At 67.7% G+C, this 13,338-nt stretch carries 12 protein-coding genes; 5 read left to right on the forward strand and 7 right to left on the reverse strand.

Going from position 1 to position 13,338, the window contains the following annotated elements:
* Window positions 1-5: 5 nt before the first annotated feature.
* The 7 genes from ACU0DV_RS01340 to ACU0DV_RS01370 form a co-directional block, all read right to left on the reverse strand.
* Entirely contained in the window at window positions 6-797 is a 792-nt protein-coding gene (locus ACU0DV_RS01340) for an IclR family transcriptional regulator (RefSeq protein WP_446242110.1), read from the reverse strand.
* Window positions 797-1,501, reverse strand: coding sequence for a type 1 glutamine amidotransferase (locus ACU0DV_RS01345; protein ID WP_446242109.1), 705 nt, complete (start codon window positions 1,499-1,501; stop codon window positions 797-799). The genes ACU0DV_RS01340 and ACU0DV_RS01345 overlap by 1 nt, the downstream gene beginning before the upstream one ends.
* Complete coding sequence (locus ACU0DV_RS01350) at window positions 1,501-2,790, reverse strand: glutamine synthetase (protein WP_446242108.1); 1,290 nt, start codon at window positions 2,788-2,790, stop codon at window positions 1,501-1,503. The genes ACU0DV_RS01345 and ACU0DV_RS01350 overlap by 1 nt, the downstream gene beginning before the upstream one ends.
* A 143-nt stretch (window positions 2,791-2,933) precedes the next feature.
* Complete coding sequence (locus ACU0DV_RS01355; RefSeq protein ID WP_446242107.1) at window positions 2,934-4,190, reverse strand: cytochrome P450; 1,257 nt, start codon at window positions 4,188-4,190, stop codon at window positions 2,934-2,936.
* Complete coding sequence (locus ACU0DV_RS01360; RefSeq protein WP_446242106.1) at window positions 4,171-5,775, reverse strand: tripartite tricarboxylate transporter permease; 1,605 nt, start codon at window positions 5,773-5,775, stop codon at window positions 4,171-4,173. The genes ACU0DV_RS01355 and ACU0DV_RS01360 overlap by 20 nt, the downstream gene beginning before the upstream one ends.
* Window positions 5,775-6,308, reverse strand: a complete 534-nt coding sequence (locus ACU0DV_RS01365) for a tripartite tricarboxylate transporter TctB family protein (RefSeq protein WP_370311951.1) — start codon at window positions 6,306-6,308, stop codon at window positions 5,775-5,777. The genes ACU0DV_RS01360 and ACU0DV_RS01365 overlap by 1 nt, the downstream gene beginning before the upstream one ends.
* Before the next feature lie 69 nt (window positions 6,309-6,377).
* Window positions 6,378-7,313, reverse strand: coding sequence for a tripartite tricarboxylate transporter substrate binding protein (locus ACU0DV_RS01370; protein WP_100927412.1), 936 nt, complete (start codon window positions 7,311-7,313; stop codon window positions 6,378-6,380).
* Between the two features lie 182 nt (window positions 7,314-7,495).
* Between ACU0DV_RS01370 and ACU0DV_RS01375 the strand changes: the two genes are divergently transcribed.
* The 5 genes from ACU0DV_RS01375 (at window position 7,496) to tsaA (ending at window position 13,330) form a co-directional block, all read left to right on the forward strand.
* Complete coding sequence (locus ACU0DV_RS01375) at window positions 7,496-8,983, forward strand: aldehyde dehydrogenase (protein WP_446242105.1); 1,488 nt, start codon at window positions 7,496-7,498, stop codon at window positions 8,981-8,983.
* 1 nt (window position 8,984) lies between these two features.
* Window positions 8,985-10,235: a Tm-1-like ATP-binding domain-containing protein gene (locus tag ACU0DV_RS01380; RefSeq protein WP_446242104.1), complete on the forward strand. Its 1,251-nt coding sequence runs from the start codon at window positions 8,985-8,987 to the stop codon at window positions 10,233-10,235.
* An 82-nt stretch (window positions 10,236-10,317) separates the two neighbouring features.
* Window positions 10,318-11,118 carry a TIM barrel protein gene (locus ACU0DV_RS01385; protein ID WP_446242103.1) on the forward strand — a complete coding sequence of 267 codons (801 nt, stop codon included), beginning with the start codon at window positions 10,318-10,320 and terminating at the stop codon, window positions 11,116-11,118.
* A gap of 265 nt (window positions 11,119-11,383) precedes the next feature.
* Window positions 11,384-12,772 carry a siroheme synthase CysG gene (gene cysG, locus ACU0DV_RS01390; RefSeq protein ID WP_446242102.1) on the forward strand — a complete coding sequence of 463 codons (1,389 nt, stop codon included), beginning with the start codon at window positions 11,384-11,386 and terminating at the stop codon, window positions 12,770-12,772.
* Between the two features lie 81 nt (window positions 12,773-12,853).
* Complete coding sequence (gene tsaA, locus ACU0DV_RS01395) at window positions 12,854-13,330, forward strand: tRNA (N6-threonylcarbamoyladenosine(37)-N6)-methyltransferase TrmO (protein ID WP_446242101.1); 477 nt, start codon at window positions 12,854-12,856, stop codon at window positions 13,328-13,330.
* The last annotated feature ends 8 nt before the right edge of the window (window positions 13,331-13,338 follow it).

The following is a 13,338-nucleotide window of genomic DNA, read 5'->3' on the forward strand; positions in this document are numbered from 1 at the left end:
GCCTCTTATCGTTCCGCCGGAGTGGGCCGGCGTGTGTCATGTGTCTCGGGCCATGCCCCGCCCAGCGAGCGCGAGGCGTCGCGGGCGGCATGGCGCAGTTTGTCTGCGATCTCGACCAGTCGGTCCGGGTGGGCGCGGACCGCCGGAACGGCGACCGAAAGCGCACCGATCACCCGTCCGCCCTCGCCATAGATCGGCACCCCCTGAGAGGCGACCTCCGCGTCGAAGGTGCCGTCCGACTGGGCGAGCCCGCTTTGCCGGACCTCTTCGATCATGGCCTTCAGGCGGGCCGGATCGGTGACCGTCTTGCCCGTGTGATGCGTCAGCGGCCGCGACAGGACGCGCGCGCGCAGATCTTCCGGACCGAAGGCCAGCACCGCCAGCCCGGAGGAGGTGGCGTGCAGCGGCAGCACCTCGGCCTCGTCGAAATGAACCTGGATGCCGTGCAGGTGCGGATCGGCATGAACCACCGTTGACAGCGCGTCGCCCTGCAGGATCGAGGCGTGGGCCAACTCTCCCGTCGCCTCGGCCAGCGACGACACGATGGGCCGGAGCAGCTTGCGCACCGGGAAGGCGGCCTCGCGCACCCCGGCCAGCCGCAAGAGCGCAGGACCGAGCCGATAGGCGCGCGTGACGGGATGCTGTTCCAGGAACCCGTTCTCCGTCAGCTCGGTCAGGTGACGGTGCACCGTCGCCTTGTCGCGCCCGGCGAGGCGGGCGAACTCGCCCAGCCCGATCTCCGCCCGCGCGGCGGTGAAATGGTTCAGCAGGTCCAGCGCCTTGGTGATCGTGCCCATCAGCGCCCCCACTCGAAGAATCGGGCGATCTCCTCGCCGATGAAGCTCCGGTCGGCCGGTTCTTGAAGGCTCTCCCGGGCGCGCGCGGTGACCTCCGGGCCGACCACGTCCGCGTATTCCTCCACCAGGTCGCAGATGAACCCGTGCGACATCTCCGGATGGTGCTGCACGGTGAACAGGTGATCGCACATCATCAGCCCGGCCACCGGCAGACCGTCGCCCTCGTACACGATGTCAGTGCCTTTGGGCGCCTCGGCCACCTGCTCGATGTGCGAGCCGTAGAACCGCATCTGCTCCGGACCGATGGCCCATGGCATCGGCGTGACACGGTGCAGCGGCAGAAGGCCATGCCCCCAGCCACCCGGATTGCGGACGATCCGGGCGCCGAGCGCGCGCGCGATCAGCTGGTGGCCGAAACAGGCGCCGTACACCTTTTGCCGCCGGTCGATGGCCGCCAGCACCAGCTTCTTCAGGCGCAGCATCCACGGGGCATCCTCCGTCACGCTGGCCGGGCTTCCGGTGATCACCAGCCCGTCGAACGCCGACACGTCCTCGGGAAAGTCGTCCTTGCACACCCAAGAAGGAGAGAACCGCCAGTCCGGCCGGGCGGTGCCCAGCAGGGTCGCGAACTTCTCGCCGTCGTCGGGGCGGGCCGCGGCGAAGTCGCTGAAATCGGTGTTGGTTATGAGGATGGCAATGTGCATCACACGAACCACACGTAGAAATCGAGAAGGGCGTTCGGTTCAAGGTCGCGGGTCTTTCGGAACTCGCGCTCCTTCATGAAGACCTGATGCGCGCAAAGCTCCGGTCCCACGGCCTCTGCCAGCGCGGTGTCGGCGGACAGATCACGCACCGCCTGCCGCAGGTTCTGCGCCGTGCTCTCCTTGGCATCGATGCGGTCGAAGCCGTCGCCCGTCTCCATCGGTGGCAGATCGTACTTGCCCTCTACCCCCAGACGCGCGGCCTGAAGCACGGCGGCGGCGGCGGTGTAGGGATTGGCGGAAGCATCGGCCATCCGGTGTTCCAGCCGTGCCTTGGCGCCGCCCTCGGTCGAGATGCGCGTGGTCACGCCGCGATGGTCACCGCCCCAGTTCCTCCAGTAGCCCGACATCGCGCCGGGTTGCAGGCGCAGGTAGCTGCCGGTCGTCGGGGCCACCAGCGCGGCCAACCCCTTGTGGTGGCGCACCAGCCCGGCAAGGCAACCGCGCGACAGGTCGTTCAGGTGGTCGGGGCCGCCTTTCGGCCCGGTCGACAGCGCGTTCCGGCCGCCCTCGTCCGTGAAGGAGAAGTTGATGTGCATCCCCGAACCGCCCAGTTCGGGGATGGGCTTCGGCAGGAAGGTCAGCACGACGCCGTGGTTCAGCGCGATCTCCCGGGCCATCTGGCGGAACAGCACGATATCGTCCACCGCCTTCAGCGCGTCGTCAAAGGTCAGAGTGTATTCGTACTGCGGGCTGTCATATTCGGCGGTGATCATGTCCAGCCGGAACCCGAGCGCCTCGGCCTTGGCCCAGATCATGTCGTTGATGTGCATCGGATCGGCGAAGGGGCCGGTGCCGTAGACCACGCCGCCCGGCGCATCGTAGGGCCGCAGGCGCCCGGTCTCGTCTCCCTGGAGGGCGAAAGCCTCCAGCTCGATCCCGAGCTTTGGTTTGAGGCCCAGCTTCTCCCAGTCCGCGATGGCGCGTTTCAGCGCGCCGCGGGGGCATAGGGGCAGGGGGCCGTCCTCGTCGTAGAGGTCCCCCAGAACCACGCGGGTCGACGGTTCCCACCCCTCGCGGATGTCGGAGGCCTGCCAGCGCAGTTCCATGTCGGGCATGCCCTCGCGCACCTTGGCGTGCGGCGCGTCCAGCAGCAGGTCGCGGTCATAGTGCACGCCAAAGGTCGCACGGGCGAAACGGCTGCTTTCGTCGCCGATCTTCGATCCCGGCAGGTACTTCCCCCGGCAGATCGAGAGGTGGTCGCAGAACATGGCGCGCAGGCGATCTTGCATATGGTCCTCAAGTAGCGAAGCGTTAGGACAAGGAACCTGTCCTCAAGTAGCGAAGCGGTAGGACACGAACTGTCCTCAAGTAGCGAAGCGGTAGGACACGAACTGTCCTCAAATAGCGAAGCGGCAGGCACCGGGCAGGCGCCCTAGGCGGGGGTTACTGTCACGGGCAGACGTTTGATACCGTTGACGAAGTTGGATCGGACGAAGGCCTCCGGCCCGGCGGGGGCGATGGCCCTGATCCGGGCGCAGAGCTCCTGGAACAGCACGCGCACCTCCAGCCGGGCGAGGTGCATCCCGAGGCAGACATGCGGGCCGCCCTGACCCCATGCGAGCTGCCGGTTGGGCTTGCGCGTCAGGTCGAGCCTGTAGGGATCGTCGAACACCGTGTCGTCGCGGTTGGCGGAGGCGAACCAGTAAAGCACCTTGTCGCCTGCGCGGATGGTCTGGCCGTGCACTTCCACGTCCTTCGTCGCCGTGCGGCGGAAGTAGGTGGCGGGGGAGGCCCAGCGGACGATCTCGTCGGTGCCGGTGGCCCAGACCTCGCCGGACTGGAACTGTTTGAGCAGGCCGGGCTGACGGGCCAGCGCCTGTATGCCCGCGGCGATGGAATAGCGGGTGGTGTCGTTGCCCGCCGCCACCAGCAGGCAGAAGAAGTTGCGGAACTCGGTCTCCGAGATGGTCTCGCCGTTCTCGTCGGGCTGGAGGACCATGTGCAGCACGCCATCCGTTTCCCCGGCGGCGTTCTTCCGGTCCATAAGGTCGCGAGCGTATTCGTAAAGCTCCGCCCCGGCGGGGGAGTTGAACGGCATCATCCGGTAGGCGTCGGTGTCCATCCGGTCGACCACGTGCTCGGTGAAGTCGGGGTCCGAATTGGCCATCAGCGCATCGCCCTTCTCGACCAGCCAGGGCAGGTCCACTTCGGGTGTGCCGAGGATCTGGCCCAGCATCCGCATCGGCAGTTCGCGGGCGATCTCGCGCGTGGCGTCGAAGGTGCCCATCTCCAGCGCGCGGTCGAGGATCGGCCCGCAAAGGTCGCGGATCTGCCCTTCGAAGCCTGCCACCACGGGGGCGGAGAATGCCTTGGCCACCTTCATGCGGACCTTGCGGTGCTCGCGCCCGTCGGTCTCCTGGAAGGTGCGGCGGGCCATGTATTCCTCGTGGGTCTGATCCTCCATCCGGATGCCGCGGGCGGAGGTAAAGGTCTCCGTGTCGCGGATCATCTGCACCACGTCCTCGTGCCGCGTGATCGACCAGTACCCCTTGCCATGCGCGAAGTCCGACCAGGCACACGGTGCCTCGGACCGCATGCGGGCGAAGGTGTTGTACGGCGCACCGTCCGCAAAGGAATCGTGGGAGCCGAGATCGGCGTGCCCGTCGTCTTCAGGAACCCAGATGGTCATAGGTGCGCTTTCTGCGTTGGATTTTCAGGCGGTCGTCGAAGTGGCGGCTCTTGCGCCCCGAGATGCGTTTCGCGAAGCGGGCCGAAGACTTGCGCGCAAGGCTGCGGCGGTCCACCGGCCGCCAGTCGCGCCACGTCTTCCAGATCGTGCTGATAACGATCAGCACGATCACCGCGAACAGCACGAAGGCGATGGGCCGGTCGATGAAGTCCCAAGGCGTGTTCACCCGGTTCATCGCGGCGCGCAGCTTCACCTCCATGATGTTGCCCAGCACCATGCCCAGCACGATGGGAACGATGGGCAGGTTCAGCCGCTTCAGCACGTAGCCGAACAGGCCGAAGACGGCGGCAATGGCGCAGTCGACCGCCGAGTTGCGGATCGAGTAGACGCCGACGAAGGACAGGAGCAGGATGCACATGCCGAGGAAGCGGTTGGGGATCTGCGTCAGCTTCACCAGCGCCCCGGTCGAGACCAGCAGGAAGGCCACCACCAGCACGTTCAGGATCAGCAGCGCGAGGTAGAGCGCCACGACGAAGTCCATCTGGTAGAGGAACAGGCCCGGCCCCGGTACCACGTTGTGCACGTAGAAAACCGACAGCATCATGGCGGTCAGCGCCTCTCCGGGGATGCCAAGCGCCAGGAGCGGGATCATCGCGGCGGCGGGCACGGCGTTGTTCGCGGTCTCCGACGCGATCAGCCCTTCGGACGACCCATGGCCGAAGGCCTCGGGCGACTTCGACAGCTTGCGGGCCGAGGTGTAGGACATGAACTGCGCGGTGAATTCGCCCACGCCGGGGATCATGCCCATCAGCACCCCGAAAGAGGCGGAGATTCCGGCGACGCGCGGATGCCGCATCAGCTCCCGGAAGCCCTGGAACAGCGAGCCTCGCGACCGGGGCATGCGGATCTTCTCGTCGTCCATGGTCAGCAGGAGGAAGGCCTGGCTCAGCGCGAACAGCCCCAGCACGACCACGATCAGGTCGACGCCGGAGGCCAGCCATGTCTGCTCGAAGGTGAAGCGGCGGGTGTACTTGACCGGCTCAAGCCCCACCGTCGACAGCAGGATGCCGAAACCCGACAGTGCCGCGGCGATCAGCATCTGGCCCTTGTGCGCGGTCACCACGAGGATGATCCCCAGAAGTGCCGCGAGGAAGATCTCGCGCGAGCCGAACATCGGCGCGACCTTCGCCAGCACGGGCGACAGCAGGATAAGGCAAAGGACAGAGAAGATGCCGCCGAAGAAACTTGCGGAATAGGCCAGTGACAGGGCGCGGCGGCCCTCTCCGCGCAGGGTCATGGGGAAGCCGTCGTAGGTGGTCAGCGCATTGACCGCCGTGCCAGGGGTGTTGATCAGGATCGCCGGGATCGCGCCGCCGTACATCGACGACCCGTAGATGCCCAGCAGCATGGTCAGGCCGACGATCGGGTCCATGCTGAAGGTGGCGGGCAGAAGGATGGCGATGGCGACGGCAGGGCCCACGCCGGGGATCGCACCGATGGCCACACCGCCGATGGAGCCGACCACCAGGGCCAGCATCACGTCCCAGCGGGCCAGAACGTCGAGGGCTGCGAAAAACACGTCCATCAGAGGTACTGCAGGGCAAAGCTGCGGAGCGCGTCCGGCAGCAGTTCATATAGCGCGGCACCGGGGATCTTCACGCCGAGGAACCCCTTGAACAGCAGGACGGTCCCCACGGCAAAGACCACGGCAAGCCACAGGTACAGGGGGGTGCGATATCCCAGCCGCCACGTCAGCGCAGCGGCGAAGGCGATGCTCATCGGCAGGAAGCCGATCCACGGCACGGCGAAGACATAGACCATGAACCAGACGGCGTACTCCATCGGCTCGAGCCAGCGCTTGGCTTCCGCCCAGTCGGCGCCGACGGGGCGGCGGCGCTTCATCAGCCATAGGTGCAGCCCGAAGGTGACCACCATGGTCACGATGGCGACCCCGGGCCAGAAACGCGGCTGCGCGGCAAAACTCTTGGCGTCCTCGATCCATGTGGTCTGCGTCGGGATCTGCACCAGCAGCACGAGCGACACCAGCAGCGCCGCGCCGACAAAGACGATCTGGCCAGAGACGCGGGTGCGCGCCTGAAGTTCGGATTCCGTGCTCACGATGGGTGGCCCTTGCCAGCGGGTGTGGGGAAGGGAGGGGCCACTGCGCGGCCCCTCCGATAGGGGGTATTATTGGCCGAGCGCCTCGGAAATCGCGCCAAGCGTCTCCTTGTCCTTGGCGATGATCTCCGCGCTTTCCTCGGCGTTTTTCCAGTAGACCAGTGCGCCGGTTTCCTCGGCCACCTTCTGCGCGCGCTCGGACATCACGGTCTTCTCGGCAACGGCGGCGATCTTGTCGCGCACGTCCTGCGGCGTGTCCTTTCCGACGAACAGCCCGTTCCAGAGCGAGATGTTCAGTGACGGGTCCACCTCGCCGATGGTCGGCGTGTCCGGAACCTTCGAGATACGCTCGCCGGTGATCGACACCAGCACCTTCACCTGGTCGAGGCAGGGCAGGACCAGTTGCAGCGTGGTGTTGATGACGTCCGCGTCGCCGGAGGCCAGCGTGTTGCAGTCCAGCGCGTCGAACGCCGCGTCGGAGGCCCATTCGAAATCCATGTTCGCGGCCAGCGCCTTGGTCACCTGCGTCGGCGTCAGCACGTCTCCGAAGTGGCCCAGCACCACGTCGTTTTCCCTGGCGTACTCGGCCAGTTCTTCCATGCTGGAGTAGGGGGCGTTGCCGCCCGCCGCGATCACGAAGGGGTAGGTCAGGAAGATGCCGATGGGGTCGAACTTCTCCGGCGCCAGTTCCGGGATGTCGATCTCGTGGCCGATCAGCGCGACGGCCGGGACAAACGATCCGATGGTGTAGCCGTCGGCGGGCGCGTTCGCCACCTCGATGGCGCCGGGGAAGGGGCCGCCGCCGCCGCCGGGCTTGTTCACGACCGCAGCCGCGACGCCGTATTCCTCCTGGAAGTCCTCGGCGATCATGCGGGTCAGCACGTCCTCGAGGTCGCCCGGGGGCCACGGCACGATGAAGGTGACCGGCTTCTCGGGATACTCGGCCAGCGCCGCACCGGCGGTCAGAGCCAGCGCCGCGACAGAGGCGGTGAAGATGGATTTCATGGTCGTCTCCCTGGTGTTGTGGATCATTATTTGAACCATCGGTGTGAAAAATATCATCAGACGCGATCCGCAACCTGTCAATCGTCTTCTTTGCGATAAGGGCCGGATTGACAGCTGCCGCAACCGCCGCCCAATATATCACCACCACGGGTTTGAATAATGAACCGACAAGGGGCGCACCTATGGACATGTCACGACTATCCGAACTGAGGATTGCAGAGGTTCCGCCCGCGCGCCACGTCATCGACGGCGCGTCCTGTGCTGCCTCCGATGGCGCCGAGATGGAGGTGATCTCTCCGCTGGACGGGCGCGTCCTGACCACCATGGCCAAGGGCACGCGGGACGATGCCGACCGCGCCGTCACCGCGGCGCGTGCCGCCTTCGAGGACCGCCGCTGGGCAGGACGTGCCCCCGCCGACCGAAAGAAGGTCCTGCTGAAATGGGCCGCCCTGATCGAGGCGCAGGCGCTCGACCTCGCTGTCTTGGGCGTGCGCGACAACGGGACGGAGATCGGCATGGCGCTAAAGGCGGAACCGCTCTCCGCCGCCGCCACGATCCGCTACTACGCCGAAGCCATAGACAAGATCGGCGGAGAGATCGCACCGACCGCCGACGGCATCCTCGGCCTCGTTCACCGCGAACCGGCGGGCGTCGTCGCCGCCATCGTGCCGTGGAACTTCCCCCTTATGATCGGCGCGTGGAAGCTGGGACCGGCGTTGGCGGCGGGCTGTTCGGTCGTCCTCAAACCCGCCGAAACCGCCTCCCTCACGCTGGTGCGGATCGCGGAACTGGCGCTGGAGGCCGGGCTGCCGCCGGGCGTGCTGAACGTGGTCTGCGGCGAGGGCGCCGTGGTCGGCGACGCGCTGGCGCATTCCATGGACGTGGATGTGCTGGTCTTCACCGGCTCGGGCCCCACCGGGCGCCGCCTGCTCGAAGCCTCCGCCCGGTCGAACATGAAGCGCGTCTACCTCGAACTCGGGGGCAAGTCCCCGAACGTGGTCTTCGCCGACGCCCCCGACCTGCGCGAAGCCGCCAAGGTCTCTGCCGCCGGGATCTTCCGCAATGCCGGGCAGGTCTGCGTCGCGGGCTCCCGCCTGCTGGTCGAACGCACCATCGCCGAAGAATTCACGGCGCTGCTGGCCGATGTGGCGCAGGGCATGAAGGTCGGCGATCCGCTCGACCCGGCGACCAACGCGGGCGCGGTCAATTCGCTGCGGCAACTCCAGCAGAACCTCGCCTTCGTCGAGGAGGCGCGCGGGCTGGGACGCACCGTGCTGGGCGGGCGTCGCATTCTCGAAGACACGGGCGGCTACTACATGGAGCCGACCATCGTCACGGGTGTCGCGCCCACCGACCGGCTCGCGCAGGAAGAGGTCTTCGGCCCGGTCCTCGCCGTCATGCCCTTCGATACGGAGGAGGAGGCGGTGGCGCTGGCGAACGGCACGGACTTCGGGCTGGCGGCGGCGGTCTGGACCTCCGACCTGTCGCGCGCGCACCGCATGGTGCGCCGCATCCGGGCCGGTGTCGTGCATGTGAACACCTATGGCGGCACGGACCTGACCGTGCCCCTCGGCGGGGTGAAGCAGTCCGGCAACGGCCACGATAAGTCCCTGCACGCCTTCGACAAGTACCTCGACCTGAAGACCGCCTGGATCAAACTGGAGCCCTGAGATGACCGACGCCGCGCCGGACCGCACCATCCTCGTCGTGGGCACCTACGACACCAAAAACGACGAACTGGACTACATCGCCGGGGTGATCCGGGGGCAGGGCGGCGGCGTGCTGACCATGGACGTGAGCGTGCTGGGCGATCCCGAACGCCCCTGCGACGTTTCCAAGCACGATGTGGCGGAAGCGGGCGGATCGTCCATCGCAGCGGCCATCGCCACGGAAGATGAAAACGCCGCGATGCAGATCATGGCGGCGGGGGCCTCTGCAGTGGCGCTCCGGCTCCATTCCGAAGGGCGGATCGACGGGGTGATCGTGCTGGGCGGCACCATGGGCACGGACCTCGCGCTGGACGTCTGCGCGGCACTGCCGCTGGGTGTGCCGAAATACGTGGTCTCGACCGTCTCCTTCTCGCCGCTGATTCCGGCGGAACGGCTCGCGGCGGACATCCAGATGATCCTCTGGGCGGGCGGTCTCTATGGCCTGAACTCCGTCTGCAAGGCGTCGTTGTCGCAGGCCGCGGGCGCGGTGCTGGGCGCCGCCCGTGCGGTCGAGCGCCCCGACCGCGACCGCCCGCTGATCGGCATGAGCTCCTTTGGCAAGACCGTGCTGCGCTACATGGTGGCCCTGAAACCGGCGCTGGAGGCGCGCGGCTTCGAGGTCGCCGTCTTCCACGCCACCGGCATGGGCGGGCGCGCCTTCGAGTCGCTGGCCGCCGAGGGCGCCTTTGCCTGCGTCATGGACTTCGCGCCGCAGGAGGTGGGAAACCACCTCATGGGCTCGACGATCAGCGCCGGAGCGGACCGCATGACCAACGCCGGACGGCGCGGCGTGCCGCAGATGGTGGCGCCGGGGTGCTACGACCTCGTAGACTTCGTCGGCTGGCAGGCGGCGCCCGCGCGGCTGGCGGATCAGGAAGTCCACGCCCACAACCGCCTCCTGTCCTCCGTCCTGCTGGACGCCGCTCAGCGCAGGGAGGTGGCGCAGGCCCTCTGCGCCAAGCTGGCGAAGGCCGAGGGCGAGACGGTCTTCTTCCTCCCCCTCAAGGGCGGCAACGAATGGGATCGCCCGGGCGGACCGCTGCATGACGCCGAAGGGCTCGCCGCCTTCATCGACGAGGTCCGCAAGGCCTGCCCGTCGAACGTCACGCTGCGCGAGCTGGACGCCCACATCAACGACACCGCCTTCACCAATGCGGTGCTCGAGACCTTCGATGCCTGGGTGACCTCCGGCATCGTCAGGCCCGCCGCCTGAGCGGAAACGCTTGTGCGGCGCGCCGGGCCGTGGTCGTCTCTCAATGGTGCCGCGCCACGGATCGCGGGCAGGGGAGGGACCGATGCAGCTTGCGCTCAACCACATGACGACGCCGCGCCTCGACTGGAGGGCGCTTTTGATGCTGGCGAAGCGCACCGGCTGCGCGGGCGTGGAATTCCGCAACGACCTGGGCCGCCCGCTGTTCGAAGGCTTCACCGCCGAAACCGTCTGCGAGGAGGCTCAGGCATTGGGGCTGCGCACCTTCGGGCTGAGCCAGGTCGGCATGTTCAACGACTGGTCCGATGCAAAAGCGCAGGAGGTGGCCTCGCTCATCACCATCGCGCAGGATCTTGAGGCCGAGACCATCAGCCTGATCCCGCGCAACGACGGCACCGGGCTCGACGATCTCGACGCGGTGAAGACCGCCCTGAGGGAGATCCTGCCGCTTCTGGAAGAGGCCGACATGACCGCGCTGGTAGAGCCATTGGGCTTCGTCCAGTCCTCGCTGCGCACAAAGGCCGAGGCCATCGAGGCCATCGAAGCGGTGGGCGGCGCGGGCCGCTTCAGGCTGGTGCACGACACATTCCACCACTTCCTGTCCGGCGAGACGGAGATCTTCGCCGACTGGACCGGCATGGTGCATGTCTCGGGCGTGACCGATCCCGACATTTCGCTGGTCACCATAGCGGACCGCGACCGCGGTGTGGTGACGGAGGACGACCGGATGGACAACCTGGGCCAGCTCTCGGCGCTGAAGGCGGCGGGCTACACCGGTCCGGTGTCGATGGAGGCCTTCGCGCCGGAGTTCCACAATCTGCCCGCCGACAAGGCGGAGGGCCTTCTCATGGCCTCCTTCGACCTGCTGCGCACAGTCACCGGCTGATCCCGTTGCCATTCGTGGGCGCCAATCCCGCACTAAATGCCGCTGTTTTGGGCGTCTCAACGGCTGCAAAGGCAAACATGCGGCAGCGCGGCATGTTTGGCTTGCGCCGAATCGCGGGCCGCCGTTAAGGCTTCGATCAGCGGCAACGGCGTCGCTGTTCCCGAAAACGGGTGAAATGAGCAAGGCTGCTCGATGCGTCACGACATGGGTCGTGACCGTGTCGGCGGCCTTTTTCGCGTTCTGGAGACAAGTCTGGAGACTGGACATGAAGAATTTTCCGATGTTCCTGCGCATGGACGGACGCCGTGTGGTCATCTGTGGCGGCGGAGAGGAGGCGGCTCGCAAATGCCGGCTCGTGCTGAAGACCGAGGCCGAGATCGTCGTCACCGGCCCCATCGGGGATCCTGAGCTGGACGGCCTCATCGCCTCTGGCCGGGTGCGCCATGAGGCCGCCCCGGACGCACGCACTTTCGACGGCGCGGCGCTGACCTTCATCGCCACCGGCTGCCCCGCGCATGACGCCTCGCTGGCCTGCCTCGCGCGGGCGGCCGGGGCGGTGGTCAACGTCGTCGACCGGCCCGAGATGTGCGATGCCTTCACGCCCTCCATCGTCGACCGCGACCCGGTTGTCGTCGCCATCGGCACCGAAGGCGCGGCCCCCGTCCTGGGCCGCCGCATCAAGACCGACATCGAAACCATGCTGCCGCCGCGCCTCGGGCCCTTCGTGGCGCTGGTGGGCCGCCTGCGCGGCGCGGTCGCCGAACGTGTCACCCCGCAACGCCGCCGCGGCTTCTGGGAATGGGCCTTCGACGGCGAACCCTTCCGCGCCCACCTCGACGGGCGGGAACGCGAGGCCGCACGCCTGTTGAAGGACGCGGTGAACGCGGGCGCCGCGCCCGAAGCCAAGGGGCACATCGCGCTGGTCGGCGCGGGTCCGGGCGCGCGCGACCTGCTGACCCTGCGCGCGGTCCAGCGGCTGCAACAGGCAGACGTCATCTTCTACGACCGCCTGGTCGACCCGGAGGTGCTGGAGCTTGCCCGCCGCGACGCCGACCGCGTCTACGTCGGCAAAGAGGTGGGCGCCTGCGCCTGGCCGCAGGATCACATCGACCGGCTGATCGTCGCCGAAGCTGGTAAGGGGCGCCGCGTCGTCCGCCTGAAATCCGGCGACCCTTCGGTCTTCGGCCGCGCGGCAGAGGAACTGGCCGCCGCCGAAGCCGCCGGCATCGAGGTGGAGATCGTCCCCGGCATCACCGCCGCCTCTGCCGCCGCCGCCCGCCTGAAGACACCGCTGACCGAGCGCGGAGAGATCGACACATTTGCCATCACGACCGGCACCTGCCAACCCGGCGAGGCCGATCCGGCGCGCGCGCGCCTTGCACATCCGGGAACAGCGGTGGCCTTCTACATGGCGGTGGAGAAGGCCGGCGCGGTGCGCCGCGACCTCATGGAGGCCGGTGCCCCCGGGGCCTGCCCGGTGGACATCGTGGCCTCGGTCAGCACGGAGGCCGAGCGGCATGTGGCCTGCACGCTCGATACGCTGCCCGACACGATCCGCGCCGAAGGCGTGCGCAGCCCGGCGATCCTTTTTGTGCGCTACCCGAAGTCCATGGCGGCCACGTCGCATCCCGCCACGCTCGTCGCGGCAGAGTAACCCTTCTCCGGCTCTGGCCTTTCCCCGCGCCCCGCGCCAGCATGAGAAGCGGGCAATGTGGCACCAGGGGGAGGGTGGAGCATGACCGACAAGAACATCCGCGCAGGGGAAGCGACGGTCGCTGATGCTCCGGCAGACGACGCCCGGCTGACTTTCATCGGCCTCATCCGGACGCCCTGGACCGACCGGCGCGACTGTCCGCGGCAGGGCAGCGAGGACGGGCCGGAATGCACGCTCGTCGTGGACGAGGCCTGGCACCCGGCGCTCGCGGGCCTCGAGGCCTACGCCACGATCGAGGTGCTCTACTGGCTCGACCGGTCCAGGCGAGACCTCCTCACCCAGTCGCCCCGCGCCGACGGCACGACCTTCGGCACCTTCGCGCTCCGCTCTCCCGTCCGGCCCAATCCCATCGGCACATCCATTGTCCACCTCGACCGGATCGAGCACGGCACCCTCACCGTGCGCGGCCTCGATTGCCTCGACGGAACGCCGTTGCTGGACATTAAACCGGACCGCGCCCTCTTCATCCCGAAAGCTCTGCCCAAACCGGGCGTGTGACGTGCGCC

The sequence above is a fragment of the Sagittula sp. genome (genome assembly GCF_052825245.1).